This window comes from Amycolatopsis suaedae, from assembly GCF_004214935.1.
Taxonomy (GTDB): domain Bacteria; phylum Actinomycetota; class Actinomycetes; order Mycobacteriales; family Pseudonocardiaceae; genus Amycolatopsis; species Amycolatopsis suaedae.
The window spans coordinates 104,674-130,949 of sequence record NZ_SFCC01000014.1 but is presented as its reverse complement, the minus strand read 5'-3'; the positions used below and the strand labels follow the sequence as shown (position 1 = coordinate 130,949).

Here is a 26,276-nt window from a genome sequence, read left to right as displayed (position 1 = left end):
CGAACGTGACAGATCGGACTCATGACCCATCATCAGCTGCTTCCGGCCGGCCAACCGCGTGCTCCATCCAGACGTTCGGTTCCACATAGACACCGACATCCAACTCCGTCGACGCCAGCACCGGCACCAAAGCGCCGTCGACCACGTTCGCCCCGTCATCCAGCGAGCTGCCTGTCCACGACTGCCACTGGGCGAGAGAGCCGACGATGGTCATGGAAAACGGCGCCACCTTGACGAATTGCCCGCCCAGACGTTCATGAACACGAACCCACGGGTCGGCCGATGCCCCGTCCGGACGCCGCCTGGCGAGAAACCGCTCCATCGGCAACGACGGGAGCTGATCCTTCGTCGTCGGGCGAACCGGGATGACAAGCCGGCTCAGACCACGCTCGCGAACCGACTGCCGCAGGAACGTCAGCGCTTGCGCGGCGATCCCTTCGCCTCGCCGGTCACTGGCGACCTGCACGTCGAGCGCCGCCACACACGTCGGGGGTCGTTCATCCAGTGCGTCCTCGATCGCCCAGATGATGATCCCGTCCCAGCCCTGATCCGGGAGCTCCGGCCGCTCGGCGTCGGGAAAGACGAGCGGCACGCTCACCGCCCGGGCGACAGGAACGTCGCCGTCGAGAACGACCAGGAAGTACTCGGGCCAGCGGGCGGCGAGCCGGCGAGCCCTTGTCAGCGCACCGATCTGGTCGTGCCGCATGAACTCGGCCCCGATGTCACCCAGCGCGAGCGCCGGCTCCAGTAGATCCGGCCGTTCAGCCAAGTTCACGACAAACACGATCCCGCCCATCCTCGACCTTGCATCGGAGCAGCGACATCTTTGCCTGCACCGGTCGTCCCGGCAACTCATTTGGCCGAGGTCAGCAACCCCAGGATCACGACGGCCGGCCTACCCTGTCGACAAGCTCACCGACCGCCACCATGTCCAGATAGGCGTGCGCTCGGACAACCAGGCCCCGGCGGAAGGTGAGGACCCAGCAGTAATCGTTGCGGTAAGGCAGCCCGTCCAGAGCCACAGCGTCACCGGTGAACTGGGCGACGACCACGTCACCCGTCGTCTTCACGGGCGCTTGCCTGGTCGCGGCCGCGGTGCTCGTGCTCCCGAGTACCAGACCGCTCGCGATGGCGATCGCACCGAAGCCGCGCCTAGTGTGCTTCATCGTCCATTTATCCGATCATGGTGTTTTCTCCATGATCGGCACCACACGACGACACAACCAGGCCGTACGGTACCTGGGCATGCCACACCCACCCTGACGCCAGTCAACCGAGGATCAGGCCACGTGCGCCGGTGCGTTCAGCGGGGTCCGGCGCTTGCTCGTCAGGCGGTGGGCCAGTTCGACCAGGGCGATGCCGACGGCGGCGCAGGTGAGGCCGGTGAGGGTGAACGCGGTGTTGCCGGGGTCGAGCAGGAACAGCTCCTGGGTCAGCGGTACCACGAACATCAGGGCGGACAGCGCGACCATGACCGCCAGCAGCGCCAGGCGCCACCAGGTGTAGGGACGGGCGACGATGGCGAGCACCCAGAGTGCGATGGCGATCAGGGTGATCAGGGCCGTCGTGCTGGCCTGCACCTGCTCGGTCTGGCTGGACAGGTGGCCGTCGTAGACGAGCAGGTACGACACGAAACTCGCCACCGAGATCACGATCCCCGCCGGGATCGCCATCCGCATCACTCTGCCGACGAATCCCGTTCGCGCCCGTTCGTTGTTCGGCGCCAGGGACAGCACGAACGCCGGCACGCCGATGGTGAACCAGCCGACGATCGTCACGTGGCGGGGCAGGAACGGGTACGGCAGTGCGTCGAAGCCGATCAGCCCCGGAATCCCGACCAGCAGCGCCAGCAGCACCGAGTACACCGTCTTGGTGAGAAACAGGTTGGCGACCCGCTCGATGTTGCCGATCACCCGCCTGCCCTCGCCCACCACGTGCGGCAGAGTGGCGAACTTGTTGTCCAGCAACACGATCTGCGCCACCGACCGGGTCGCCGGGCTGCCCGCTCCCATCGCCACGCCGATGTCGGCGTCCTTGAGCGCGAGTACGTCGTTCACGCCGTCACCGGTCATCGCCACGGTGTGCCCCCGTGACTGCAGCGCACCGACCATCGACCGCTTCTGCGCGGGGGTGACCCGGCCGAACACCGAAGCGGTCCGCAGGGTTTCCGCCAGCTGTTCGCGGTCCTCCGGCAGCGTCCGCGCGTCCACCGGATTGCCGGCCTGGGGCAGTTCCAGCGTTCTCGCGACCGCGCCGACCGAGACCGCGTTGTCCCCGGAGATCACCTTCACCGTCACATCCTGCGCGGCGAAGTAGTCCAGGGTGTCCCTGGCGTCCGGACGGATCCGCTGCTCCAGCACGACCAGCGCCGCCGGGGTGACCTCGCCAGGCGCATCCGGCGCGTCGACGGGGTGTTCGCTGTGGCCGAGCAGCAGCACCCGCAGACCCGCCGAGCCGATCCGCTCGGCCTCGGCGCGCTCCGCGCTGCCGGCGGCCAGCAGCACGTCCGGCGCGCCGAGCACCCAGTTGCCCTCGCCTGCGAAGCTCGCGCCGCTCCACTTGCGCGCCGAGGAGAACGGCGCCACCGCCGTGACCCGCCACCCGGGGGCGTCCGGACAGGCCTCGGCGATCGCCTGCAGACTCGCGTTCGGCCGCTCGTCGGCAGCCGCCAGCGCCGCCAGCACCTGCTCGGGACTACGCTGCCCGTCGCCGAGGGAACGCACCTCGGCCACCCGCATCGCGTTCTCGGTGAGCGTGCCCGTCTTGTCGGCGCACACCACGTCCACCCGGGCCAGTCCCTCGATCGCCGGCAGTTCGTTGACCAGGCACTGCCGCTTACCGAGCCGGATCACGCCGACCGCGAACGCGATCGAGGTGAGCAGTACAAGTCCCTCCGGCACCATCGGCACCAACGCCGCCACCATGCCACGCAGCGCCTCGGGCAACTCCTGGTTTCCGGAGAGCTGGTTGTAGATCGACAGCGCACCCGCGGGGATCAGCAGATAGGTGATGAGCTTGAGGATCTTGTCGATGCCGTTACGCAGCTCGGAGTTGACCAGGGTGAACTTGCTCGCCTCCTCGGCGAGCTGCGCCGCGTACGCCTCACGCCCCACCCTGGTGGCCCGGTAGACGCCGGTACCGGCGACCACGAAACTACCGGACAGCACCGCGTCACCCGGTTGCTTCACGATCGGGTCCGACTCGCCGGTCAGCAGCGACTCGTCCACCTCCAGTGCCTCGCCCGCGAGCGCCTCGCCATCGACCACGATCTGGTCGCCCGCGCCCATCTCGATGACGTCGTCGGCCACCACCTCGTTCGGCGCGACCTCCCGGCTCTCGCCGTCCCGGCGGACCCTCGGCTTCGCCTGCCCGACGATGGACAGCTGGTCCAGGGTCCGCTTCGCCCGCAGTTCCTGCACCATGCCGGTCAGGCTGTTCGCCACGATGAGCAGGCCGAACAGCCCGTCCAGCAGGTAGCCCGTGGACAGAATGATCAGGAACAGGATGCCCAGCAGCGCGTTGATCCGGGTGAACACGTTGCCCCGGACGATGTCCCAGGCACTCCGGCTCGCCCGGCTCGGCACGTCGTTGGTCCTGCCCTCGGCGACCCGCAGCGACACCTCCTCCGCGGTCAGCCCCCGCCACACGTCCATGTCAACCCGCTCAGCGCCCGGCATACCGCGACTCTATGCGTCTCGGCACACCGCGTGACGCACGGGCGCCCCGGCGAGGGGCCTTGCCAGCGGAAACCTGGACCCGCCGACTTGTGCTCCGGACTTCCGGTGCAGGTCACTAGGTGATACGGCGCTGGATCCGCCATCTGCCGAGTACCGCGAGCAGGGCACTGAGGGTGAGGTAGATCGCCGACTCGAGCCACTGGAACGGCCAGTAGCGGTGGTTCGGTTGGTAGGACGCTGTGACGTGCAGGTCGAGGTCGCCGAGGCACTGTGCCGCCGCGCCGAACGTCCCGCCGCCCTCCCGCCGCGAATCGTGGGACCCGCCCGGCTCGATGCATTTGTTGAACTGGGCGACGTCGAGTGGCCGGCCGTCGGCGGTGAGCAGTTCGCTGGTGTCGGTCACCCAGGCGTCCGGAATGGTCAGGCCGCCGATCGTCGGCCGGTCCGTCAGGCCGCCGAGGTTGCGTAGCTCGTTGATCGCCTCGCTGGTCATCGGTGTCGAGATGGTGATCGGCGGCATCAGATACGGGCGCACCAGGTTCGGCACCGCGACCTGGATCGCGATGAAGACCAGGAGGGTGAGGGCCATGGCCGGCAGGGTGCGGCGGATCAGCAGCCCGATGACCGCGCCGAGCACGACGGCGAAGGCCGCGTAGGCAACGGGTGCGACGTGGCGTGCGCTGAACACGATGGCCTCGAACCGGTCGTTCGCCATCTGGTCGGCCGGGCCGGCCGCCCACGTCAGCAGAAGGCTGACCACGCCGGCCGCGGCCATCGCGGCCAGCCCGGCGAACAGCAGCTTGACCACCAGCCACCGGCGCCGGGGGACGCTCTGGTTCCACACCAGCCGGTGTGTGCCGCTCTCCAGTTCCCGCGCGACCAGTGGCGCGCCCCAGAACATCCCGAGCAGTCCGGGGACGAGGATGAACCCGGCGTCGAGGAACAGGAGCAGGTTCCGGTACTCGTTCGTGAACTGTCTCATCGCGTCGGCACAGTCGCCCTGGCACCGCGCGAGATAGCTGTCGTAGGTGTCGCGGATGTCCATTCCCAGGACGACCAGTCCGGCCGCGATCACGACCAGGCCCGCCGCGGCGACCAGTGCCTGGGCACGGAACTGCCGCCAGCTCATCCAGATCATCGCGCGGCCGCCCGGGTCAGGTAGCCCAGAACCAGTTCCTCGAGCCGGATGGGCTCGACCCTCCATGGGCCGGCGGGAAGTGGACCGTCGGCCCGGACGATCGCGGTGCCGTGTTCGGTGGAGATGACCTCGACCCCCGGTGGTAGCCCGCCGTGTGTGACCAGGCGGTGGTGGGTGGCGAGCAGGTGGTTGACGTCGCCGGCGAGCTGGATGCGGGATGCGCACAGCACGATGAGGTAGTCGCAGACCCGTTCGACGTCGGCGAGAAGGTGCGAGGAAAGCACGGCGCTGGCGCCGAGCTCGGCGATGAACGCCACCAGGTTCTGCAGGAACCCTTTGCGCGCCAGCGGATCGAGGGCGGCCGCCGGTTCGTCGAAGATGAGCAGCTCCGGCCGTTTCGCGGCGGCGACGGTCATGGCGAGCTGGGCGCGCTGCCCGCCGGAGAGCCGGCCGGCCTTCTGGGTGGGATCCAGGCCGGTCTCCGCGAGCCGCCTGTGCGCGAGGTCCGCGTCCCAGGACGGGTTGAGCCGGGCGCCCATGCGGAGGTGGTCGGCGACGGTCAGCGAGGCGTAGACGGGGGTGTCCTGGGCGACGAAGCCGACCTTGGCCAGATGGGTCGCGTTCGCGGCGGGCCGGGATCCGAGCACGGTGAGCGTGCCCGCGGTCGGTGTGATCAGCCCACAGGCCAGCTGCAGCAGGGTGGACTTGCCTGCCCCGTTGGGACCGACCAGGCCGATGACCCGGCCACGGGGAACACTCAGCGTGCAGCCGGTCAGGGCCGCGCGCTTGCCGTACCGCTTGGTCAGGTTGTCGGCTCGCAGCACCGGAGTCATCGGCGGTTCCTTTCTCATCGGCAGGTCTCCGGTGCGCAGAACCTGACTTCGGGGTACCGCCGCGACGGCCGGTCCAGCAGGGGCTGTGGTCCGCCGCGCAGGTGCAGGTCGAGGAAGGCGCGGACGTAGCGGCGGGTGATCTCCACGGAGCGGGTTCCCGCGAGCTTGCCGCCGAAGGGGACGCCGATCTGCCGGGTCAACATGTCGTAGTCGGTGAAGGACGGGTGTATCGACCCGGCCACCGTGAGCCGCCGCTTCCACCCGGTCAGGTGTGGCCAGTTGCGGTCCCAGGAGGCTTCGGCACCTTCGGCGCCGAATATCAGGAACGGCCGCGACAGGCCGCTCCCGGGCAGGTCCTTGAACATCCTGCCGTCGAGGTTGATCCCGGCCCGCACCCGCGGGTCGGCCAGCATGGTCTCGCCGACGCTCGCGCCGCCCATGGACATACCCGCCATCGCGATCCGGGACCGGTCGATCCGCGTCGGATATTTCCTGGTCAGTTCGTCGAGCACGAAGGGGACGTCACGTGCCCGGCTCTGCACGACCGTCTTCTCGAAGTCGCCGGCATCGGGCCGCCCGCACGCGGCGCAGGTGACGACCCGCCCGTCGGGGAAGGTCATGCCGTGGTTCTCGTAGGTGTGGTCGATCGCGGCCACCAGGTGACCGTGGCTCGCGAGTTCCTCGGCCAGCGCGGTGAGCGAGCTGCGCGGCCAGGGGAACCCAGGCGAGAGCACCACGAGCGGCCGCCTGCCGCCCGCCGGCTCCGCATCGGTGTACGCGTTGGTCCGGGTCCTGCTCAGGATGTCCGGCGGCACGCTGGTGATCTCCGAGCTGGTCAGGAGCAGCTCCGACTCCTTCGGTGTCAGGTACCGCGCCCGCTGCGATCCCGCTGACGTCGCCGGGTACCAGAGGGAGACCATCACCTCCCGCGCGTTCGCCGAAGGCACCCAGGGATCTGGGCGGGAAACGTCCTTCAGGTACAGGGATGTGGTGCCGACCGGGTGCGCACCGGTGGGCGCTGGCAGGTACGGCGCGGCGGTCTCGGCCGCGGCCGCGCGTGGAGCGGCGATCCCGGCGGTGAGCAGCACGGTCGCGACGGCCAGGCCGCGACGCAGGACGTGAAATGGCATGGGGCTCATCCTGTGCGGCTGCCCGCGGTGCCCTCATCGGACAGAAGAACGGTTCATGCCCGCGACTACCGTACTTTTGACCGATTCTCCGCGTGGACGATGCTTCCTAGCCTGACCCGCATGAACAGCGCGAAGATCGCCACCCGGCCCGTCGACGTCGGTATGGGTGTCGTGTTCGCCATGGCGCTCGCCGTCACGGCGTACCTGCTCGCGGACAGCTGGGGCGGCGGCTACTGGGTGTTCGGCTGCACCACGGGAGCGGTGGTGTGTGTGCTCGCCATGACGTGGCGGCACCGGATGTGGGCGGCGCCGGCGGGCCTGGTGGTCGCGGCGACCGCGATCCCGGTCGCCTCGGTCGCCGGGCTTCCGGCCGAGCCAGGCCCCGGCACGGCGCTGGGCCTGTCCGTCCTCGTCGGCTCCGCGATCAGAACCCTCGGCGCCCCCGGGGCCACCGCCGTCGCGGCCGGCGGCCTTGCCATAGTTGCCGGCACCTGGCTCACCGACGGCGCCACGGCCGTGGCGATGCTGAACAGTGTCGGCTGGCTCGCCGCACTCGTGATCGGGTTGTGGCCACGGCTGGCCGGCGGGAAGGATGCTTAACCTGAACACCCTGTCCATGCGAGACCGTCCGGTCGGCATCGCGGTCAACGCCGTTCTCGGTGTCGTGTTCGCCGCGGTGCTCGCCGTCACGGCGTACGCGATCGCGGACACCTGGGGCGGTGGTTACTGGGTGTTCGGCTGCGTCACCGGAGCTGTCGTGGCCGGACTCGCCGTGACCGCCCGGCACCGGGTCTGGGCCGTGGCCGCGGGACTGGGCATCGCGGCCATCACCGTTCTCGTCGCCCAGATCGGCCATCTTCCCGCCGAGCCCAGCCCCGCCACGGCGTTGGGCCTGTCCGTGCTCGTCGGCTCCGCGACCAGAACCCTCCCGCCTCCGTGGGCGGTCGCTGCCGCGGCCGGCGGGCTCGCCGTGGTCGCCGGCACCTGGCTCACCGGCACGGGCACGACCGTCGCGGTGCTGAACAGCATGGCCTGGCTCGCCGCCATCGGGACCGGGCTTGGCCTGCGGCTGCTCGACCTCCGCCGTCGCGTGGTGGCCGAACAGGTACGCCGCGACGAGCGGCTGGAGCTGGCCAGGGAACTGCACGACATCGTCGCCCACCACATCACCGGCATCGTGCTCCACGCACAGGCCGCCCGGATCGTCCGGCGCAGGGACCCGGACCAGCTCGACGAGTCGCTGGACGGCATCGAGACCGCCAGCTCCGAAGCGCTGACCGCGATGCGCCGCGTCGTCGGCCTGCTGCGTGACGCCGAGGACGCGGCACCCGCCACCCCCGGACCGGAGCAGCTCGGCGAACTGGTCGCCCGCTTCACCGGTCCACCGGTGAAGCTGTGGCTGCCCGATGGCGAACCCGGCTGGCCGCAAGAGGTGACCAGCACCGTCTACCGGATCGTCCAGGAGTCGCTGACCAACATCGCCCGGCACGCCGCGCACGCGGGCTCGGTCACCGTCGAGGTCACCCAGGACCGGCACGCCGTCACCGTCGCGGTGACCGACGACGCCCCGCCGGCCCCGGCCAGGTACCACCGCCGCGGCGGATACGGCCTGGTCGGCATGCGTGAACGCGTCGAGGCGCTCGGTGGCACACTGCGGGCCGGTCCCCGCACCGGCGCCGGCTGGACGGTGCACGCGACCCTGCCCATCGAGGAGCGCCGGTGACGATCAGCGTGCTGCTGGCCGACGACCAGGCCATGGTCCGCAGCGGCCTGCGGCTCGTCCTGTCCGGCGAGCCCGACATCAGCGTGGTCGCGGAAGCGTCGGACGGCGTCGAGGCGGTCGAGCTGGCCCGCCGGATTCGCCCGGACGTGTGCCTCGTGGACATCCGCATGCCCCGCCTCGACGGCATCGAGGTCACCAGGGCGCTGGCCGGCCCCGGCGTGCGGGACCCGCTGCGGGTGGTCGTTGTCACCACCTTCGACCTCGACGAGTACGTCTACGGCGCACTCCGCGGCGGCGCGGCAGGCTTCGTCCTCAAGGACGCCGGCCCCGCCCTGCTCGCCGAAGCCGTCCGGGCGGCGAACGCCGGCGACTCCCTGGTCTCCCCGTCGATCACCATGCGGCTGCTCCGCCACCTGACCGAAACCCACGCGGAACCGGCCGCCGGCGCACCGGCCCGGCCACTGTCCAAACGGGAACTCGAGGTCGTCCGGGCCATCGCCAGGGGCCTCACCAACGCCGAGATCGCCGCCGGGCTGTTCATCTCGCTGAGCACCGTCAAGAGCCACCTGTCCGGGATCCAGACGAAACTCGGGGTACGCAACCGGGTCGGGATCGCCGCCTGGGCATGGGAAAACCGCGTCATGCAGGACTAGCCAGCCGAGCCGCTGGTTCGTGCCCGTCCTGTCGGCGGGTGCTTCCAGCCGACCGGCTGGCCGATACCGGCAGGACGCGATGCACAGTAGAGGCGTGCAGGCCCAGCAGGCCGGCGATACGCGCTGGTCCCCAACGGCGCACCACGCGGAGTTTGATGATCCGTCGTTCGGTGCGGGTCGGGGTCCGTCGCGGGCTGTGGTGCGGGCGGCTGGACCGGTCGGCCATACCCGCCTCGCCCTCGGCGCGATACCGCTGGGCCCAGCGTCGGGCTGTGGTGACCGCGACCTGGAACCGCTCCGCGGCACGTCCGGGTGACCACCCGTCCTCAACGACACAGCGAGCCAGGCGCAGCCTGCCCGCCTCGGTCAACGGAGCATTACGGTGGGGCATGAGGGCCTCCGGCGGTTCGGGGTAGACGTCGCAATCCACACCGAACTCGGAGGCCCTCCCTCATACCAAGATCATCCGATCCCGTGTCGCCCCAGACTCAACCTCCGTGGTCAGTACAACTAGATGCCGCGGGTCAGAAGGTTGTTCGGGAAGCCATCGCTGTAGAAGCCATGCAGGGGCCGGGGTCCGGACCGCCGGCAACGATGTTGAGGAAGTTCTCCATCCGCCGCCGCTGCCAGCCGGGGCCAGCGATGCCGTCCCGGTTTTCGACGACACCCTGTCGCGCTGACCGTGATGGGCGCGAGTCCACCTGGGACCCCGATATTCGGTGCGAACACGAAAGACGTGCTTGCCGTCGCAGCACCGTCGGGCTAGCGTATATCGCTACAAGCTGATGCGTAACTAGGGACGGTGCCATGGCAGGACGCCCACGCGATCCGGAACTCGAGCAGCGGCTGCTCTCCGCGACATGGCTGCTGCTGACCAGTTCCGGCTACGACGCGCTCACCATGGCCCGGGTCGCTGCCGAGGCGAACGCCCACCGCAGCGACGTCTACCGGCGATGGCAGACCAAGGCACAACTGGTCACGGCGGCGCTGGCCCAGCATCTGCCGCCGATCCCGGAGACGGACACCGGCTCGCTCTACCACGATCTGCGGGCGAACCTGGACGGCCTGGCGACGTCGTGGTCGGCGCCGTGGATGGACGGGCTGCTGGGCCTGCTGGCAGACCTGCGCCGCGACCCCGAGGCCGACGCGGCGTTCCAGGCCATGGCGAGCAGGAGGCGGCGGATTCTCGCGGCGGCGATCGACCGTGCCGTGCGACGCGGTGAGATCACCGAGCCGGTCAATCCGTACCTTCCCGGTGATCTGCTGGAGGGTCCGCTGATGCACCGCCAGATGATCGCGCGGCGGCCGATCACGTCCGAGGATCTCGACCTCATCGCGCTGTCCGCGTACCGGTTGCTCACCAGGACGCTGGTCGTCCCATGACCGAGCCACACGAACTGTCCGCGGCCGAGCAGCTGCGTGCGTTACGCAGCGGGGAGATCTCCTCGCTCGAACTGACGCGGCACTACCTGACCCGCATCGGCGAACTCGACGGCGCGCTCGGCGCCTTCGTCACCGTCACCCCGGAACTCGCCATCGGCGAAGCCGCCCGCGCCGATCGGCTGCTCGCCCGCGGCGACCGGTCACCGCTGCTCGGGCTGCCCCTCGGTATCAAGGACCTCAACGCGACCGCGGGTATCCGGACCACGTCGGGCTCGGCCGCGCTCGACGACCACGTGCCCGCCCAGGACGCGTGGACCGTGGGGCTGCTGCGGCGGGCCGGCGCGGTCGTCGTCGGCAAGACCAACGTGCCGGAGTTCGGCGTCACCTGTTTCACCGAGAACAACGTCACCGGCCGGCCCGCGGTCACGCCGTACGACCCGAGCCGGTACTCGAGCGGCTCCAGCGGCGGTGCGGCCACCGCCGTGGCGGCCGGGATGCTGCCCGTCGCGCACGGAAGCGACGGTGCCGGCTCGGGCCGGACGCCTGCCGCCACCTGCCATCTCGTCGCGGTGAAGCCGAGCCGGGGACTGGTGAGCCTGGCCCCGGTGACGTCCTTCTTCAGCCCCGGCATCGAGACACCGATCGCGCGTACGGTGCCCGACGCGGCCTTGCTGCTGGACGTCATGGCTCAGCCGTGGCCGGGCGATCTGCACGGCTGGCATCCCGGGCAGAGCTTCGCCGACACGATCCGGCGCAGCCCGTCCGGGGGGCTGCGGATCGCGATGTGGACAGAGACCGGGATGGACGGGATCGACCCGCATCCGGAGGCGGTCCGGGCCGCCGAGCGCGCCGCGAACCTGCTCCGCGAACTCGGGCACGACGTACAGGAGATCCCGATCCCGGCCCGCTACACCGAGCCGGTGCGGCGGGCGATCGTGCTGTGGTTCGAGGTGCGCACCGCGGCCATGGTTCCCGCTCTCGTCCCGCCCGGGCGACAGGACCTGCTCATGCCGTACACGCGGTATCTGCTCGCGGCCGGCCGGACGCGCTCCGGCACCGACGTCGAACTCGGGCAGGCGGCCCTCGCCCAGTACGCCAGCACCTTCCTCGACGCACTCGCCGGGTTCGACGTCGCACTGACGCCGACGACCAACGGTCCGGCCGTGCCGATCGGCCACTATCTCTCGGACGGTGTCGAGCAGGTTCCCGACCGGATGCTGGCCTGGTCCTGTCACACGCCGTGGGCGAACTTCACCGGGGCCCCGGCCGTCGCGCTCCCGTCGCACCAGGACAGCGGCGGGCTGCCCGTCGGGGTGCAGCTCGTCGGGCGTCCCCGGCACGACGGCCCGCTGCTCGCGCTCGCCGCCCAGCTCGAACGCGCCGGCCTGTGGGCCGACGCCCACCCGCCCTGCTGGCACCAGTGAAAGGCCGATCATCATGGCAGTCAACGGATTCCCCCGCGGCGTGCCCCCGCGGCTCGACCCGGGCGCCGGCCTGACCGAGCGGCTGGTCGAGCTTCCCGGCGGACGGCGCCTGCGTGCGGTCGTGGCCGGTGACGCACCCGGTCCGCTCGTCGTCTTCGAGGCAGGCATGAGCGCGCCCGCCGCGGAATGGGTGCACACCCAGCGGCAGATCAGCGAGCGCGCCCGCACGCTCAGCTACGACCGCGCCGGCTACGGCGGCAGCGATGACGCCGACGACGACCGCTCACTCGACCACCTCGCAGGCGACCTGGCCGCCCTGCTCGACGCGCTGGGCGAGACCGAACCCGTGGTCCTCGTCGGCCACAGCTGGGGCGGGCCGATCCTGCGGACTTTCGCCCACCACCATCCGCGGCGCGTCGCCGGCCTGGTTTTCGTCGACGCGACGCTCGCCGAGGTCATGTCCCCCGCGCTCGCGCGCGTGGTCGCGGCCTCGTTCCGGCTCCACGCGGGGCTGGCGAGGATCGGTGCGACCCGGCTGATCGAGCGGGCGACCCTGCCCCAGGGGTTCTCCCCGGACATCAGCGCAGAGGACCGCGCCATCCTGCTGCGCGACCACGCGTGCGTCCGGGCCATGCGGGCGGGCAGGCGGGAGGCCAGGCAGATCGTGCCCAGCCTGCCGCTGCTGCGCCGCCTCCAGGCCGCCGGGACACCCGACGTGCCGACCGTCTGCCTGCAGGCCGGGCGCCTGGACCGGGGCACCGCCAAGGTCCGCCCGCTGTTCAACCGGACGGCGGCCGAACTCATGGCCGCCGTCCCGCGAGGCGACGTCATCGTCGTCGAGGGCATCGGGCACGCCATTCCGCAGGAACACCCGAACGCCGTCCGGGACGCGATCGTCGACCTGCTCGCCGTCCTGGAGTGACTCGCGGCCGGGTCGGCATGGCCGGCACCACGCCGCCGAGGTAGCCGCTGGCCCTCACGCCTGGAGACTGGACAGCCAGAAGGCGGTCAGGAAGCCGGTGACGGTGATCAGCCCGGTCCACAGCCGGGCGTCGGAGAACGCCTCGGGGATCATGGTGTCGGCGACCATGGCCAGGATCGCACCGCCCGCGAGTGCGGTGATCGCCGCGAGGACCTCGCCGGGCGCGCCGCCGAGCACGCCGTAGCCCGCCATCGCCGCCAGCGCGCTCGCCACCGCGATGCCGCCCCACAGGGTGAAGACGTACCGGCGGCTCCGGCCGGCGTTGCGCATCCCGGACGCGCTCGACAGCCCTTCCGGGACGTTGCTGACGAACACCGCGGCCACCGTGACGACGCTGACCCCGCCACCGCCGAGCAGGCTGGCGCCGATCACGATCGACTCGGGCACCCCGTCCAGCAGCGCCCCCAGCGCGATCGCGGTTCCGGAACCGGACTGCTCGGATTCGGAGGGCTGCTGGTCACCGGACCGCTTGCGATGGCGGGCGCCCCTGCGGGCCAGGGCGATGTTCGCCAGCGTGTACACGACGGCGCCGGCCACCGCTCCCCCGGCGGTCGGCAGCAGGCCACCGCGTTCGTGGGCCTCGGCGATCAACTCGAACGACACCGCGGACAGCAGCACGCCGCTGCCGAAGGCCATCACCCCCGCGACGACCACGCCAGGGATCCGGGCGAGGTAGCCGGCGAGAGCACCGACGACCAGAGCGGAACCGGCCAGCAGTCCCCAGCCTCCGGCGACCAGTACCTCCGGCACGACACACCGCCTCCTCGCCAGCTGCGTCGAATCTAGAGCCTCCGCTCGCGGGCAGCCACGGGCGCGGCTTCACCCCCGGGAACCACCACCTGCACGGGTGACAACGGCCGGGCGCCGGTCAGCGGCCCGCAGCCGCGAAGGCCTCCTCGCCGGCGCGCAGCCGTGCCGGCTCCAGCAGCGAACGCTGCCGGTCCGCACGCGTGATGAGCCGGTCGAAGTCCACCTCGGGCAACCGCGCACCCAGCCCCGCCGCGTCGCGCAGGGTGGTCCACAGGACCTTCTTGCCCTCGATCCCCATGACCAGGGCCTCGAGTTCCCAGAACCGGCTCAACGGCGAGTACGAGGTCAGCCGGCCGTTCGGCTTCAACCGGCCCAGCCGTTCGGCGACGACCGCGGCGCCTGCCTTGACCGGGTTCACCCGCACCGCCACCGCGCGCATGATGTCCCGGTAGGTTTCCACGTCCTCCGCGATCGCCGACGCCACCTCCCGCAACGGTGCCTCGAACCCGGTGTCGCGGTTGTTGCGGGCGGCCCGGCGCGCCAGCTCACGCCATACCAGTCCCATGGCCAGCTGGTCGTTGAGGTAGATCCCGAGCAACGTGTCCATGCCCCCGGTGTTACCCGGAACGGTCCGCGGTAACCCGGCGAGCCGGAAGCGGCACCGCTTCGGCGACCGTGCGAAGGGTTCCGACCGGGTCGTCACCGAGGGGGTAGACGCCGACGTGGTCCGCGCCGGCGTCCCGGTGGGCCAGCAGCCGCGTCGCGGTGGTGGCCGGGTCGCCGTGGGCGACGAGCGCGTCGATGAGGCGGTCGCTGCCCGCGCCGGAGAGGTCGTCCTCGGTGAAGCCGAGCCGCCTGAGGTTGTTCGCGTAGTTGGTGACCCGCAGTGCTGTTCCCGGCGGTGCGGACCGGGCGACCGCGCGAGCCCGTCCGGCGTCGGGCTCGGCGAGCGCGAAATGCCCGGGCAGCAGCAGTCTGCCCGCGCCGAGGATCGAGCGTGCCCGCCGGGTGTGCGCCGGAGGCACCATGCACGGAACGGCTCCCGCGGTGCGGTCCCGGGCCAGGCGCAACATCCTCGGCCCGAGCGCGGCCACCACCGTGCGGCCGGCCGGGACCCCCGCACCGGCCAGTCTGTCCAGATAGGACGCCAGCGTGTCGTACGGTGAGGCGTACTCGGCGTGAACCTCGCGGTGGCCGATCCCGACCCCGAGCAGGAACCGGCCGGGATGCTTGGCTTCGATCCGGTGGTACGCGGCGGCGACCGTGTCCGCGTCGGCGGTCCAGACGTTCACCGCGCTCGTCGCGACGGCCAGCCGGGTGGTCACGTCGAGCAGCCGCTCCGCGAGGGCGAGGTCGGCCGCCGGGGAGGCGTCCAGCCACAGCGTGCCGTATCCGGCCCGCTCCATTTCCGCCGCCACTTCCGGGTTCACCTGATGCTCACGCAGATGGGCGCCGAGCAGGCCGAGGTCGACTGTCATGCCTGGACTCCAGCACGGCAGCCCGCGGTGAACCAGCGCCAGGGCCGACGCGCTGCGATAACCTGGCGGCATCGTCGCAGGGAGGGCCGGTGGAACTACGGGCACTGCGGTACTTCGTCACGGTCGCCGACGAACTGCACTTCGGCCGTGCCGCCGAGCGGCTGCATATCGCCCAGCCGGCGGTCAGCAGGCAGATCGCGCGGCTGGAACGCGAGCTCGGCGTCCAGCTGTTCGACCGCTCACCCCGACGGGTCCGGCTCACCCCCGCCGGGCACGGGGTGCTCGACGCGGCGCGGGCCGCGCTCGCGGCCGCCGACCGGGTCCGGGTCGTGGCGCGGGCGCAGGCGGGTGTCATGCGCATCGGCACCGGCGCCGGGCAGTTCACCGCCCGCCTGGAACGCGGGATCGACGTACTGCGGGAGCGTGCTCCGGCGTTCGACGTCGTGCTCGTCGACCTGCCGCTGCCCGCCCGGCTGAGCGCCCTGCGGCACGGGGAGATCGACTTGGCGCTGGCGCGCGGGGTGCGTTCGGCGGCCGGGGTGCGGGTCCTGTCGGCGTGGACCGAGCCGCTGCTGGCGGTGGTGTCCACGCGGCATCCGGCCGCCGCCGCGGCGGAGGTCGGCGTGGCGGAGCTGGCCGGCGGACCTCTCCGGATCTCCCAGGACCACGACCCCGCCGTGGTCACCGCGCTGCGGGAGGCCGGGGTCCAGGCGCTGCCCGCCCGCCGGACGGGGACCGTCCAGGACACGATCGTGGAGGTCGGCTCCGACCCCCGCGGCTGGACGGTGCTGCCAGCCGATCAGGCGGCCGAGATCCGCTCCACCCGGGTGCGCGCGCTCCCGCTCGCACCGCGCACGACGATCACCGGAAGTGTCGCCGTGCCGGACGACCTTCCGGCTGCCTGCGTCGCGGCACACCGGGTGGCCTTCGGCGACTGACGCCGTGCGCCGGATCAGGACGTGCCGGCCCGGGCAGCGCCCCCCTCGCGGGCAGCCCAGCGCCCGCGCAGCCGGAGGCTCACGTAGACCAGCGCGACGAGAACGGGCACCTCGATCAGCGGGCCGACGACGCCGGCCAGCGCCTGGCCGGAGGTGACGCCGAAGACGCCGATGGCCACGGCGATGGCCAGCTCGAAGTTGTTGCCCGCGGCGGTGAACGCCAGCGTGGTGGTGCGTTCGTAGGTCAGCCCGGCGGCCTTGCCGAGGGCGTAGGCGCCGCCCCACATCACGGCGAAGTAGACCAGCAGCGGCAGGGCGATGCGGGCGACGTCGAACGGCTGGGCGGTGATGGTCTCGCCCTGCAGCGCGAACAGCACGACGATGGTGAACAGCAGGCCGTACAGGGCGACCGGGCCGATCCGGGGCAGGAACTCCGCCTCGTACCAGGCGCGGCCCCTGGCCTTCTCGCCGGAGCGGCGGGTGAGGTAGCCGGCCAGCAGCGGGATGCCGAGGAACACCGCGACGTTGAGCACGATCTCCCAGAACGAGAACGCGACGGCTTCGCTGTGCAGGCCGAGCCAGCCGGGCAGCAGGTCGAGGTAGAACCAGCCGAGCACACCGAACATCAGCACCTGGAACACCGAGTTCAGCGCCACCAGCACGGCGGCGGCCTCGCGGTCGCCGCAGGCGAGGTCGTTCCAGATGACGACCATGGCGATGCACCGGGCCAGGCCGACGATGATCAGGCCGGTGCGGTACTCGGGCAGGTCGGGCAGCATCAGCCAGGCCAGGGCGAACATCAGGGCGGGCCCGGCGACCCAGTTCAGCACCAGCGACAGCAGCAGGGTGCGCCGGTCGCGGGTGACGGTGCCGAGCCGGTCGTAGCGCACCTTGGCCAGCACCGGGTACATCATCAGCAGCAGCCCGAGCGCGATCGGCACCGAGATGCTCCCGACCTTCACCGACTCCAGCAGGCCCTGCAGGCCCGGAACCGCGCTGCCGAGCAGCAGCCCGCCGCCCATGGCGGCGATGATCCATACCGGCAGGAACCGGTCCACAAAGGACAGCCTGGCTGGGGCCCCGGCGTTCACGGGCAGGCCCGCTTGGTGCCGGCGTGGGTTTCGGCGATCTCGGCCAGCCGGGTGAAGGATTCGCCGAGGGTACGCAGCACGGCCGGCCGCAGGGTGAAGTAGGTGTAGCGGCCGCAGGGCTCGGTGGTCACCAGACCGGCCTCGCGCAGCAGCTTGAGGTGGTTGGACACGTTGGTCTGGCTCGCCCCGGTCTCCTCGACCAGGTGACTGGCGCACAGGGTCTCCCTGGCGAGCAGGCCGATGATCCGGGCACGCAGCGGATCGGCCACCAGCCGCAGCAGCTCCACCGGCAACACATCAGGTGACACTGAATTCATTCTCCGATGGTATCAGGTTACACTCAAGCGTAGTCAGCGCTCACGAAGGAGAACGCCGTGCCCGCCGTTCCGGAAGTGTTGTTCGTCTGCGTGCACAACGCGGGCCGCTCGCAGATGGCCGCGGCGCTGCTGCGGCATTACGCCCTGGGCCGCGTCGCCGTCCGCTCGGCCGGCTCCGAGCCCGCCGACCGGGTCAACCCTGCCGCCGCGCAGGCGCTGGCCGAATGGGGCCTGGACATCACCGGCGAGATCCCCGCGAAGCTGTCGGCCGAGGGGGTCGAGGCGTCCGACGTGGTGATCACCATGGGCTGCGGCGACACCTGCCCCGTGTTCCCCGGCAAGCGCTACCTGGACTGGCAGCTCGACGACCCGGCGGGCCGGGCCGTGGACGCCGTCCGCCCGATCCGCGACGACATCGACCGCCGGGTCCGCCGGCTGCTCGCCGAACTGCTCGACTGAGCCGGACTATCGCGTGTGGACGGTGCCGAGCTGGTTGCGGCGCAGGTCGGGTTCGCTGAACTTGGCCGCCACGGCCTGAAGGATCGTGGTCATCGCCGCGGCCGCGGGGGTGGGCTCGCGCCCCTCGGGGCGGGCGAGCAGGATGCGCCGGGTGGGCGCCGGGACGTCCGAGCCGAACGGGACCAGCCGCACGTCGTTGCGGCGGTTGGTCAGTGCCAGCCGCGGGGCCAGCGCGATGCCGAGCCCGGCCGCGACCATCGCCTGCGCCTCCTGGTAGTCGTGTGATTCGTAGGCGATGACCGGTTCGAAGCCGGCGAGACGGCAACTGCGGCGCAGCACCTCGGCGACCGGGTGATTGTCGGCGCGGATGATCCACGACTGGCCTGCCAGCGCGGTGAGGCTGACCTCGGCCCGCTCCAGCAACTCGGAGTTGGCGGGCACGACGAGCACCGTCGGATCGTCCAGCAGGCGGGTCAGGCTCAGCTGGTCGTCCTCGACCCGGCGCCAGTCGTACTCCCACAGCAGGGCCAGCTCGACCTCGCCGGTGTGCAGGAAATCCAGCAGCTGCGCCAGCATCGCGGCGCGGACGGTCGTGTGCGTGCCGGGGAACTTGCGGGAGAACCGGGTCAGCGCCAGCGGGAGCAGGCTCGCACTGGCCGTCGGGAACGAGCCGAGCCGCAGCGTTCCGCTGTCCAGCCGGGCGAACGCGTCGAGGTCCGCCTGCGCCGCGCGCAGCTGCCGCCGGATGGCCCGCCCCCGTTCGGCGAGGGCGGCACCGGCGTCGGTCAGCCGGATGCCCCGGGGAAGGCGGACCAGCAGCGGCTGGCCCGCCTCGGCTTCCAGGCGCGACATCTGCTGGGAAGCGGCGGAGGTGGTCATTCCCGAGGCCTCGGCCGCCGCCGTGAGCGAGCCGTGCGTGGCGACCTCGGCGAGCAGCAGGATCCGGCGGACGTCCGGCATCGGCACCCCTTCGACTTTAGCCGTGCTTAAGCCAGTGTAAGAGAACGGGCATTGTGCTCAACCCTCGGTGTCGTCAGGGTGAACTGCGTCCGGCAGGCGAGAGTGAGGTGTCCGGAGTGCACGTTCCCGCGACGCTGGTCCGTGGCGGCACCAGCAAGTGCTGGCTGTTCGACCAGCAGCACGTTCCCGCGTCCCTGGCCGGCATCGAGGAACTGCTCGTCAACGCCTACGGCGCCGACGACCCGGTGCAACTGAACGGGGTCGGCGGAGCCACCCCGACCACATCGAAGGCGGCCGTCGTCCGGCCCAGCCACGCCCCGGGCATCGACGTCGAGTACCTCTTCGGCCAGGTCGGCATCGGGGTTCCCGCGGTCGAGTGGGGCAGCAACTGCGGCAACTGCGCCACGGCCATCGCACTGTGGACGGTCGGCCGCGGCCTGGTGCCGGTTACCGGCGACCGGACGACCGTGGTGCTGCGCAACGTCAACACCGGCGCCGTCCTGGAGGCCACGGTGGACACCGCGGGTGGCGTGGTGCACGAGTTCGGCGACGTGACCGTGCCGGGCACCCGCTCCGGTGGCGTCGCGGTGGGCCTGACGTTCCTCGACCCGGCGGGCGGGACCACCGGCTCACTGCTGCCCACCGGCGCCGCCGCCGAGCGGCTGGACGCGGGCGGCAGGCGCGCGCGGGTGAGCCTGCTCGACGCCGGGGCACCGATGAGCCTCGTCGACGCCGGTTCGGTGGGACGCACCGGCGCCGAGTCCCCGGCCGTTCTCGGAGCCGACGTGCCGTGGCTGCGGGCGATCCGGCATGCCGCCGCCGACGTCATGGGGCTTCGCCCGGCGGGAGCCGCGCACACCGACGCCGTTCCCAAGGTGGGCCTGGTCGGCCCGCCGGCCGGCTACCTCAGTTCCACCGGCGAGCCGGTCTCCGCCCGCGACCACGACGTCACGGTGCGGATGCTGTCGATGAACGCACCGCATCCGGCGATCGGGCTGACCTCGGCGGTCGGCATCGCGCTGGCCAACCTGATCGACGGGTCCGTGGTCCACCGCGCGTCCACCGCGGCCGGTCTGCCGCGGGTGCGGATCGGCACGCCGGCCGGTGTCGTCGACGTCGCCTGCGCGGACACCGAAGGCGGATATCCGCGGCGGGTCACCGTCCGGCGTGCCGCGCGGGTCATCTGCGAGGCCCGCATCCTCGTCCCGGACCCGCGGCGCCGGACCCTGGCCCACTCCCCCGGTTAGTCTCGTCCACCCACTGACCCCAAGGACAACGATGTCTCCAGAGCTGATCTCCATCGGCGCACTCGCCGTGATGTTCGTGGTCGGGACGCTGCTCCCGATCAACATCGGAATCCTGGCCTTCGTCGCCGCGTTCGTCATCGGAACGGCGGCGCTGGGCCTGGACGAGGAACAGATCTTCGAAGGCTTCCCGGTCTCGCTGTTCGTGACGATCGTCGGGGTCACCTACCTGTTCTCGGTCGCGCAGCGCAACGGGACCGTCGATCTGATCGTCAGCTACGGCGTGCGGCTGGTCCGCGGCAAGGTCGCGCTGATCCCGTGGGTGCTGTTCACCGTCGCCGCCGTGCTGACCGCGTTCGGCACGTTCACCCCGGCCGCGGTCGCGCTGCTCGTCCCGGTCGGCATGAACATCGCGTTCCGGCACGGGATGAGCCCGCTGATGATGGGCATGATGATCATCTGCGGCGGGCACGCGGGCGCCTTCTCCCCGATCGCGGTGTCCGGCGTCCTGGTGAACGGGATGATCGCCGACACCCAGCTGCAGGTGGCGCCGGTGGTGTTGTTCCTCGCCAGCTTCGGGTTCAACGCCCTGCTCTCGGCGGTGACGTTCCTGTGGCTGCGCAATAGAAACCGGCCCGGGCCGGCCGGCACGGACGCGGACGGCGGCGCCGGGCCGGAGCACGACGGTGTCTCCTGGCGGCAGTGGCTCACCCTGGCCGCGCTCGCCGGCCTCATCGTCGGCGCGCTCGGTTTCCACCTGCAGATCGGCTTCCTGGCGCTGGCGGCCGGTGCCCTGCTCGCGCTGACCGACATGAAGAACCAGGCGAAGGCGGTCGAGGGCATCAGCTGGTCCACCATCCTGCTCGTCGCCGGAATGGTCACCTACGTGGGCATCCTGGAGAAGGCGGGAACCATCGACGCCATCTCCGAGCACGCCGCCGGCATGGGTGCCCCGCTGCTCGTCGCCTTCCTGCTGTGCCTCACGGTCGCGGTCACCTCGGCGTTCGCCTCGTCGACCGCGATCCTCACCGCGATCATCCCGATCGCGGTCCCCCTGCTGCTGTCCAGCCACCTGAACGCCGCCGGACTGATCGCCGCGCTGTCGATCTCGACCACCATCGTCGACGTCTCCCCGTTCTCCACCAACGGGGCACTCGTGCTCAGCAACGCCAAGGGCGTCGACCGGCAGCGCTTCTACCGGCAGGTGGTCGGGTACACCTGCGCGATCGTCGGTTTCGGCCCGGCCGTGGCGTGGGGTGTCTTCGTGCTGCCCGGCGCCCTGTAGACCGCGCTTAATTTGACCGGTTCCAGATACCGTCCTAGGGTCCTGGGTGATGTCCGGATTCGAGGCGCAGCTGCGGGCGGCCTCGTTGCGGGTGACCCGGCCCCGGCTGGCCGTGCTCGCCGCACTGCGTGACCACCCGCATGCCGACACCGAGACTGTTCTCACGCTGGTACGGGCGGAGCTTCCCAGCGTGTCACACCAGGCTGTCTACGACGTGCTGCGCGCGCTGACCGACGCCGGCCTGGTGCGGCGCATCCAGCCCGCCGGCGCGCTCGCCCGGTACGAGACCCGGGTGGGCGACAACCACCACCACGTCGTCTGCCGTTCCTGCGGTGCGATCGAGGACGTCGACTGCGCGGCCGGTCCCGCTCCGTGTCTGGCCGCCTCGGCAGACCACGGTTTCCTGATCGACGAGGCCGAGGTCGTCTACTGGGGCACCTGCCCCGGTTGCGCGGCCCTGCCCACCCACCACGAACCCGGAAGGACGTAAATGAGCGACATCCCGGACAACACACCGTCCAGCGCACAGGGTGTGGACAAGAAGGCCGCGGCGGGCTGCCCGGTGGCACACGACTCGGTCACCGCACACGGCAGCGAGAGCGAGAACCCGGCGATCGACTCGCCGACGGCCAAGACCGGCGGCCGTCCGCGCACCAACCGGGACTGGTGGCCCAACCAGCTCGACCTCTCGGTCCTGCACGCCCCCTCGCCGAAGGCCAGCCCGCTGGGCGAGAACTTCAGCTATGCCAAGGAGTTCGCCAAGCTCGACGTCGAGGCGCTCAAGCGGGACATCACCGAGGTGCTCACCACCTCGCAGGACTGGTGGCCCGCCGACTTCGGCCACTACGGCGGCCTGATGATCCGGATGAGCTGGCACGCCGCGGGCACCTACCGCATCCACGACGGCCGCGGCGGGGCCGGCGACGGCACCCAGCGGTTCGCCCCGCTCAACAGCTGGCCGGACAACGCCAACCTGGACAAGGCACGCAGGCTGCTGTGGCCGGTCAAGGAGAAGTACGGCCAGCGGATCTCCTGGGCCGACCTGCTCGTGTTCGCGGGAAACGTCGCGCTGGAGTCGATGGGCTTCCGGACGTTCGGGTTCGGCTTCGGCCGCGAGGACATCTGGGAACCCGAGGAGATCTTCTGGGGCCCGGAGGACGACTGGCTCGGAGACGAGCGCTACGCCAGTGACACCGAGATGGTGCCCGACGTCGGCGCGACGGAGATGGGCCTGATCTACGTCAACCCCGAGGGGCCGCGCGGCAGCGCGGACTTCCGGGCGGCGGCCCACTTCATCCGGGAGACCTTCGCCCGGATGGCGATGAACGACGAGGAGACCGTGGCCCTTATCGCCGGCGGCCACACCTTCGGCAAGACGCACGGCGCCGGTGTCGCCGACGACCACGTCGGCCCCGAACCCGAGGCCGCGCCGCTGGAGGCGCAGGGCCTGGGCTGGCTGAGCACCCACGGCAGCGGCGGGGGCCCGGACACGATCACCAGCGGCCTGGAAGTGACCTGGACCGACCGGCCGACCGAGTGGAGCAACCGGTTCTTCGAGATCCTGTTCGGCTACGAGTGGGAACTGACCACCAGCCCCGGTGGCGGCAAGCAGTACGTCGCCAAGGACGCGCCGGAGATCATCCCGGACCCGTACGACCCGGCCAAGAAGCACAAGCCGACCATGCTCACCACCGACCTGTCGCTGCGCTTCGACCCGGTCTACGAGAAGATCTCCCGCCGCTTCCTGGACAACCCCGACGAGTTCGCGCTGGCGTTCGCCAAGGCCTGGTACAAGCTGTTGCACCGGGACATGGGCCCGGTCAGCCGCTTCCTCGGCCCGTGGGTGCCCGAGCCACAGCTGTGGCAGGACCCGGTTCCCGCCGTCGACCACGAACTCGTCGGCGAGGCCGACATCGCCGCCCTGAAGGCGAAGGTGCTCGACTCCGGTCTCTCGGTGGCGCAGCTGGTCACCACGGCCTGGGCCTCCGCCGCCAGCTTCCGGTCCACCGACAAGCGTGGCGGGGCCAACGGCGCCCGGATCCGGCTCGAGCCGCAGCGCGACTGGGAGGTCAACCAGCCTGAGCAACTCGCGCGGGTCCTGGAGACCCTGGAAGGCATCCAGCGCGAGTTCAACGCGGCGGGCGGCGCGAAGATCTCGCTGGCCGACCTGATCGTGCTGGCCGGTTCGGCGGCCGTGGAGAAGGCGGCACGTGAGGCCGGTGCCGAGGTGACCGTGCCGTTCCACCCCGGCCGCACCGACGCCACCCAGGAGCAGACCGACGTCGAGTCGTTCGCCGTGCTCGAGCCGCACGCCGACGGGTTCCGCAACTACCTGCGGGCCGGGGAGAAGCTCCAGCCCGAGGTACTGCTGGTCGACCGCGCCTACATGCTCGGCCTGACCGCGCCCGAGATGACCGTCCTCGTCGGCGGCCTGCGCGGCCTGGGAACCAACTTCGGCGGCACCCGGCACGGCGTGCTCACCGACCGGCCCGGCGTGCTCACCAACGACTTCTTCACCAACCTGCTCTCGCCGGGTACCCGGTGGAAGGTGTCGGAGTCGGAGGAGAACGTCTACGAGATCCGCGACGCGGCCACCGACGAGGTGAAGTGGACCGCCACCGCGGTGGACCTCGTGTTCGGCTCCAACTCCCAGCTGCGGGCCCTGTCCGAGGTCTACTCCGGCCGGGGCGCGCACGAGAAGTTCGTCGCCGACTTCGTCGCGGCGTGGACGAAGGTCATGGAACTGGACCGGTTCGACCTGGCCTGAGGCACGCGAAGGGGCCCTCACGGCATGAGACGCCAGGGCCCGGCAAAGTCGGGTGGTCCGGAGCGCGTCATTCGCGTTCCGGAAGCCGACACTCGCGTTCCTGAGCGCGTGACTCGCGGCGAGTGGCCCGGTGGCACGGCGGGAGCGTGGAATTCGCGGGTCGGGAACGGTCGACTCGCGGGTCGGGAAAGGAGGACTCGCGCGAACGGCCCGTTCACGCGGGTGACCGGCACCGAGTGAGAACCCGCTCCACATCGTGAGTTCTGCGCTCACGTACGCGAGTTCTGCATTCCGGCACGCGAGTTCTGCGCTCGGGACCACCCACCTCGCCCTGCCCGAGGTGACGCCCGAGGTGACGTTGCCGTGAAGGGGGCACTCACGGCGTCTCATGCCGTGAGTGCCCCCTTCACGGCATGTTGGCCTGGACACGTGGGCGGGCAGCGTCGTTGTTCGGTGTGAAGGCCGAGTTTCTGTCGTCTCATGTGATGAAGGTGGCCTTCACGACCATCCCGCCCGGCGGTCGCGGCCTCACCAGTCACACCCGTCCCAGCAGACCCAGCCGTCACCACGAAAGAGACCCAGCAACCTCCCCCAATGTGGCATTGGGGAACTTCAACTCCCCCAATGCCACATTGGGGGCGCACAGCACCCGGACTTTGCCGCGGCCCTGACGTCTGACGTGGTGAAGGTGGCCTTCACGTGCTTCGTCAGGCGTGCGGGCCCCAGTTCTGGGTGGCCGCGCCGGTGCAGTCCCAGATGACCACGCGGGTGCCCTCGGCGGAGGCGCCGCCGCTGGTGTCCAGGCACCGGCCCGACTGCGGGTTGCGCAGTGCGCCACCGGAGCCGGTTTCCCACACCTGGGCGCCGGTGCCGTTGCAGGTCCACAGCCGCACCGGGGTTCCGTTGGCGGTGCCGCTCTCGGCGACGTCGAGGCACTTGCCCAGCGCGGAGACGGTGCCGCCGCGGACCGTCCACTGCTGCGCACCGGTCCAGTTGCAGTTCCACAGCTGCACCGGTGTGCCGTCGGCGGTGTTGCTCTGCTGGACGTCCAGGCATCTGCCGCCGACACCGATGATGCGTCCCGAGCCGCCGGTGGAGCCGGTGAGATACAGGCTGTTGGCCACGTTCCAGTGGGTGGCCAGGTAGCTGCCGGCCGGCGGGTTGAGGTGGAAGTAGTCGTCGTTGCCGCAGTCGATCTGGTTCTCCGGCGCACCCTGGCACACCTTGACCAGGCCGCCCGGCGGGTTCGGCAGGCCGCCGTCGTCGTAGCACATGATGTCCTCGTCGTCCCAGCAGTGGCCGTGCTTGCTGGCGTGCGGCGCGCTGGCACGCACGGCGCCGAGCGTGTGCAGCAGTTCGTGTGCGCTGGCCTGCCACGACCAGCAGCCGGTGCCGAGCGCGGCGTAGTGCGGGCCGGCGTTGTAGGGGTTGTCCGCGCCTGGCCGGTCGTCGCCGCCGTTGCCGTAGGCCAGGCCGCAGCCGGAGTTCTCGTACCAGAACAGGTACTTGCGGTCGGACCGGTCGTAGCCGCGTGCCTTGAGCGCGTCGGTGATGGTCCGCCAGTCGGTCATCGACGACTGCGGGATCACGACGTTGCCGATCACCGCCCGGCAGGCGGAGTCGTGCACGAACCGCACGTGCCGGACGCCGCCGGTGCGCGCGGCGGCCTCGACGAAAGCCTGGTCGATCTGGTCGGCGTAGGACTGGAACTGCTCGCGCAGCTGACCGTGCCGGTCCGGCTGCTGGTCGCCCCGCACGTAGATGGCCTGCACGCGGCGGCCGCTGACGCCGTCGCCCTCGCAGATGGTCGCGGCGGCTCCGGCACTGGGCGCGGGTGGCGCGTCGGTGAACGCCGACGGCGGATCGGCCACCACCGGGCTCCCGCCGGACGCCCCGGCCGAGGGCACCAGCAGTCCCGCCATCGCCAGCACGGCGACCGGCACCAGGGTTCTGAACCGGTGTGTTCCCATGTGTTGCCACCTTCCCTCGGGATCGCGCGGCCGTCGTCAATCCTGACCGCGCGGGCCCGGCCGGTCTTCACGGT

At 71.1% G+C, this 26,276-nt stretch carries 25 protein-coding genes and 1 pseudogene; 12 read left to right on the top strand and 14 right to left on the bottom strand.

Features of this window, described 5'->3' with window-relative positions; translation table 11 throughout:
• Nucleotides 1–19: 19 nt before the first annotated feature.
• The 6 genes from EWH70_RS26310 to EWH70_RS26285 form a co-directional block, all read right to left on the bottom strand.
• Nucleotides 20–796: a Long-chain-fatty-acid--CoA ligase gene (locus tag EWH70_RS26310; protein ID WP_240687242.1), complete on the bottom strand. Its 777-nt coding sequence runs from the start codon at nt 794–796 to the stop codon at nt 20–22.
• A gap of 85 nt (nt 797–881) precedes the next feature.
• Nucleotides 882–1,070: a nuclear transport factor 2 family protein gene (locus tag EWH70_RS26305; protein ID WP_130478209.1), complete on the bottom strand. Its 189-nt coding sequence runs from the start codon at nt 1,068–1,070 to the stop codon at nt 882–884.
• Between the two features lie 210 nt (nt 1,071–1,280).
• The gene (locus EWH70_RS26300) at nt 1,281–3,677 is read right to left on the bottom strand and encodes an HAD-IC family P-type ATPase (protein ID WP_130478208.1); all 2,397 of its coding nucleotides are present in this window, start codon (nt 3,675–3,677) and stop codon (nt 1,281–1,283) included.
• A gap of 115 nt (nt 3,678–3,792) precedes the next feature.
• Nucleotides 3,793–4,806 (bottom strand): ABC transporter permease subunit, encoded by a 1,014-nt coding sequence (locus tag EWH70_RS26295; RefSeq protein WP_240687241.1) that lies wholly within the window; start codon nt 4,804–4,806, stop codon nt 3,793–3,795.
• A gap of 5 nt (nt 4,807–4,811) precedes the next feature.
• Nucleotides 4,812–5,648 (bottom strand): ABC transporter ATP-binding protein, encoded by an 837-nt coding sequence (locus tag EWH70_RS26290; RefSeq protein ID WP_130478206.1) that lies wholly within the window; start codon nt 5,646–5,648, stop codon nt 4,812–4,814.
• Nucleotides 5,649–5,662: 14 nt separating this feature from the next.
• A complete protein-coding gene (locus EWH70_RS26285; RefSeq protein ID WP_130478205.1) occupies nt 5,663–6,778 on the bottom strand; it encodes an alpha/beta hydrolase family protein in 1,116 nt (371 codons plus the stop codon).
• Nucleotides 6,779–6,898: 120 nt separating this feature from the next.
• On the opposite strand from EWH70_RS26285, the gene EWH70_RS26280 reads away from it, so the two are divergent.
• From EWH70_RS26280 to EWH70_RS26270, 3 genes are read left to right on the top strand one after another with little or no spacing between them, the layout of a single operon-like run.
• On the top strand, nt 6,899–7,378 hold the full coding sequence (locus EWH70_RS26280; protein WP_130478204.1) for a metal transporter: 480 nt from the start codon (nt 6,899–6,901) through the stop codon (nt 7,376–7,378).
• Between the two features lie 16 nt (nt 7,379–7,394).
• A complete protein-coding gene (locus EWH70_RS26275) occupies nt 7,395–8,501 on the top strand; it encodes a sensor histidine kinase (RefSeq protein WP_240687240.1) in 1,107 nt (368 codons plus the stop codon).
• Nucleotides 8,498–9,154 (top strand): response regulator, encoded by a 657-nt coding sequence (locus tag EWH70_RS26270; RefSeq protein WP_130478202.1) that lies wholly within the window; start codon nt 8,498–8,500, stop codon nt 9,152–9,154. The genes EWH70_RS26275 and EWH70_RS26270 overlap by 4 nt, the downstream gene beginning before the upstream one ends.
• 70 nt (nt 9,155–9,224) lie before the next feature.
• Here EWH70_RS26270 and EWH70_RS26265 read toward each other — a convergent pair.
• Nucleotides 9,225–9,545 (bottom strand): annotated as a pseudogene (locus tag EWH70_RS26265) (helix-turn-helix domain-containing protein); the annotation flags it as partial.
• A 416-nt stretch (nt 9,546–9,961) separates the two neighbouring features.
• On the opposite strand from EWH70_RS26265, the gene EWH70_RS26260 reads away from it, so the two are divergent.
• Genes EWH70_RS26260 through EWH70_RS26250 form a run of 3 tightly spaced genes read left to right on the top strand, consistent with a single transcriptional unit; the run spans nt 9,962 to nt 12,883 of the window.
• Nucleotides 9,962–10,537 carry a TetR/AcrR family transcriptional regulator gene (locus EWH70_RS26260; protein WP_130478201.1) on the top strand — a complete coding sequence of 192 codons (576 nt, stop codon included), beginning with the start codon at nt 9,962–9,964 and terminating at the stop codon, nt 10,535–10,537.
• Nucleotides 10,534–11,961, top strand: a complete 1,428-nt coding sequence (locus EWH70_RS26255; protein ID WP_130478200.1) for an amidase — start codon at nt 10,534–10,536, stop codon at nt 11,959–11,961. Before EWH70_RS26260 ends, EWH70_RS26255 begins: the two co-directional genes overlap by 4 nt.
• A 13-nt stretch (nt 11,962–11,974) precedes the next feature.
• A complete protein-coding gene (locus EWH70_RS26250; RefSeq protein WP_130478199.1) occupies nt 11,975–12,883 on the top strand; it encodes an alpha/beta fold hydrolase in 909 nt (302 codons plus the stop codon).
• A gap of 54 nt (nt 12,884–12,937) precedes the next feature.
• Here the strand turns inward: EWH70_RS26250 and EWH70_RS26245 are convergent, their stop codons facing one another.
• From EWH70_RS26245 to EWH70_RS26235, 3 genes are all read right to left on the bottom strand, one after another.
• Nucleotides 12,938–13,693: a ZIP family metal transporter gene (locus EWH70_RS26245; RefSeq protein ID WP_130478198.1), complete on the bottom strand. Its 756-nt coding sequence runs from the start codon at nt 13,691–13,693 to the stop codon at nt 12,938–12,940.
• Nucleotides 13,694–13,811: 118 nt separating this feature from the next.
• Complete coding sequence (locus tag EWH70_RS26240) at nt 13,812–14,300, bottom strand: hypothetical protein (RefSeq protein WP_130478197.1); 489 nt, start codon at nt 14,298–14,300, stop codon at nt 13,812–13,814.
• Between the two features lie 10 nt (nt 14,301–14,310).
• Nucleotides 14,311–15,171: a TIGR03620 family F420-dependent LLM class oxidoreductase gene (locus EWH70_RS26235; RefSeq protein WP_130478196.1), complete on the bottom strand. Its 861-nt coding sequence runs from the start codon at nt 15,169–15,171 to the stop codon at nt 14,311–14,313.
• Nucleotides 15,172–15,260: 89 nt separating this feature from the next.
• Between EWH70_RS26235 and EWH70_RS26230 the strand changes: the two genes are divergently transcribed.
• Complete coding sequence (locus EWH70_RS26230; RefSeq protein WP_130478195.1) at nt 15,261–16,109, top strand: LysR family transcriptional regulator; 849 nt, start codon at nt 15,261–15,263, stop codon at nt 16,107–16,109.
• Nucleotides 16,110–16,123: 14 nt separating this feature from the next.
• On the opposite strand, the gene arsB is transcribed toward EWH70_RS26230, so the two are convergent.
• Nucleotides 16,124–17,200 carry an ACR3 family arsenite efflux transporter gene (arsB, locus tag EWH70_RS26225; protein ID WP_276320578.1) on the bottom strand — a complete coding sequence of 359 codons (1,077 nt, stop codon included), beginning with the start codon at nt 17,198–17,200 and terminating at the stop codon, nt 16,124–16,126.
• Nucleotides 17,197–17,517 (bottom strand): ArsR/SmtB family transcription factor, encoded by a 321-nt coding sequence (locus EWH70_RS26220; RefSeq protein WP_130478194.1) that lies wholly within the window; start codon nt 17,515–17,517, stop codon nt 17,197–17,199. Before EWH70_RS26220 ends, arsB begins: the two co-directional genes overlap by 4 nt.
• Before the next feature lie 57 nt (nt 17,518–17,574).
• Between EWH70_RS26220 and EWH70_RS26215 the strand changes: the two genes are divergently transcribed.
• A complete protein-coding gene (locus tag EWH70_RS26215) occupies nt 17,575–17,976 on the top strand; it encodes an arsenate reductase ArsC (protein ID WP_130478193.1) in 402 nt (133 codons plus the stop codon).
• A 6-nt stretch (nt 17,977–17,982) separates the two neighbouring features.
• Here EWH70_RS26215 and EWH70_RS26210 read toward each other — a convergent pair whose 3' ends face one another.
• Nucleotides 17,983–18,936, bottom strand: a complete 954-nt coding sequence (locus EWH70_RS26210) for a LysR family transcriptional regulator (protein ID WP_130478272.1) — start codon at nt 18,934–18,936, stop codon at nt 17,983–17,985.
• A gap of 116 nt (nt 18,937–19,052) precedes the next feature.
• Here EWH70_RS26210 and EWH70_RS26205 point away from each other — a divergent pair, with 116 nt between their 5' ends.
• From EWH70_RS26205 to katG, 4 genes are read left to right on the top strand one after another with little or no spacing between them, the layout of a single operon-like run.
• On the top strand, nt 19,053–20,183 hold the full coding sequence (locus EWH70_RS26205; RefSeq protein ID WP_130478192.1) for a PrpF domain-containing protein: 1,131 nt from the start codon (nt 19,053–19,055) through the stop codon (nt 20,181–20,183).
• A gap of 31 nt (nt 20,184–20,214) precedes the next feature.
• Nucleotides 20,215–21,465, top strand: coding sequence for an SLC13 family permease (locus EWH70_RS26200; RefSeq protein WP_205669263.1), 1,251 nt, complete (start codon nt 20,215–20,217; stop codon nt 21,463–21,465).
• A gap of 49 nt (nt 21,466–21,514) precedes the next feature.
• Complete coding sequence (locus EWH70_RS26195; RefSeq protein ID WP_130478191.1) at nt 21,515–21,955, top strand: Fur family transcriptional regulator; 441 nt, start codon at nt 21,515–21,517, stop codon at nt 21,953–21,955.
• Nucleotides 21,956–24,232 (top strand): catalase/peroxidase HPI, encoded by a 2,277-nt coding sequence (katG, locus tag EWH70_RS26190; protein ID WP_130478190.1) that lies wholly within the window; start codon nt 21,956–21,958, stop codon nt 24,230–24,232.
• A gap of 707 nt (nt 24,233–24,939) precedes the next feature.
• On the opposite strand, the gene EWH70_RS26185 is transcribed toward katG, so the two are convergent.
• Nucleotides 24,940–26,202 carry an RICIN domain-containing protein gene (locus EWH70_RS26185; protein WP_130478189.1) on the bottom strand — a complete coding sequence of 421 codons (1,263 nt, stop codon included), beginning with the start codon at nt 26,200–26,202 and terminating at the stop codon, nt 24,940–24,942.
• Between the last annotated feature and the right edge of the window lie 74 nt (nt 26,203–26,276).

Excerpts from the sequence above, each read along its gene's own strand:
- EWH70_RS26210 (WP_130478272.1), bottom strand. The coding sequence starts at position 18,936 with ATGCCGGACGTCCGCCGGATCCTGCTGCTCGCCGAGGTCGCCACGCAC.
- EWH70_RS26260 (WP_130478201.1), top strand. The coding sequence starts at position 9,962 with ATGGCAGGACGCCCACGCGATCCGGAACTCGAGCAGCGGCTGCTCTCC.
- EWH70_RS26240 (WP_130478197.1), bottom strand. The coding sequence starts at position 14,300 with ATGGACACGTTGCTCGGGATCTACCTCAACGACCAGCTGGCCATGGGA.
- EWH70_RS26280 (WP_130478204.1), top strand. The coding sequence starts at position 6,899 with ATGAACAGCGCGAAGATCGCCACCCGGCCCGTCGACGTCGGTATGGGT.
- EWH70_RS26290 (WP_130478206.1), bottom strand. The coding sequence starts at position 5,648 with ATGACTCCGGTGCTGCGAGCCGACAACCTGACCAAGCGGTACGGCAAG.
- EWH70_RS26295 (WP_240687241.1), bottom strand. The coding sequence starts at position 4,806 with ATGAGCTGGCGGCAGTTCCGTGCCCAGGCACTGGTCGCCGCGGCGGGC.
- EWH70_RS26275 (WP_240687240.1), top strand. The coding sequence starts at position 7,395 with ATGCGAGACCGTCCGGTCGGCATCGCGGTCAACGCCGTTCTCGGTGTC.
- EWH70_RS26255 (WP_130478200.1), top strand. The coding sequence starts at position 10,534 with ATGACCGAGCCACACGAACTGTCCGCGGCCGAGCAGCTGCGTGCGTTA.
- EWH70_RS26185 (WP_130478189.1), bottom strand. The coding sequence starts at position 26,202 with ATGGGAACACACCGGTTCAGAACCCTGGTGCCGGTCGCCGTGCTGGCG.
- katG (WP_130478190.1), top strand. The coding sequence starts at position 21,956 with ATGAGCGACATCCCGGACAACACACCGTCCAGCGCACAGGGTGTGGAC.
- EWH70_RS26300 (WP_130478208.1), bottom strand. The coding sequence starts at position 3,677 with ATGCCGGGCGCTGAGCGGGTTGACATGGACGTGTGGCGGGGGCTGACC.
- EWH70_RS26285 (WP_130478205.1), bottom strand. The coding sequence starts at position 6,778 with ATGCCATTTCACGTCCTGCGTCGCGGCCTGGCCGTCGCGACCGTGCTG.
- EWH70_RS26235 (WP_130478196.1), bottom strand. The coding sequence starts at position 15,171 with ATGACAGTCGACCTCGGCCTGCTCGGCGCCCATCTGCGTGAGCATCAG.
- EWH70_RS26250 (WP_130478199.1), top strand. The coding sequence starts at position 11,975 with ATGGCAGTCAACGGATTCCCCCGCGGCGTGCCCCCGCGGCTCGACCCG.
- EWH70_RS26220 (WP_130478194.1), bottom strand. The coding sequence starts at position 17,517 with ATGAATTCAGTGTCACCTGATGTGTTGCCGGTGGAGCTGCTGCGGCTG.
- EWH70_RS26195 (WP_130478191.1), top strand. The coding sequence starts at position 21,515 with ATGTCCGGATTCGAGGCGCAGCTGCGGGCGGCCTCGTTGCGGGTGACC.
- EWH70_RS26200 (WP_205669263.1), top strand. The coding sequence starts at position 20,215 with ATGTCTCCAGAGCTGATCTCCATCGGCGCACTCGCCGTGATGTTCGTG.
- EWH70_RS26310 (WP_240687242.1), bottom strand. The coding sequence starts at position 796 with ATGGGCGGGATCGTGTTTGTCGTGAACTTGGCTGAACGGCCGGATCTA.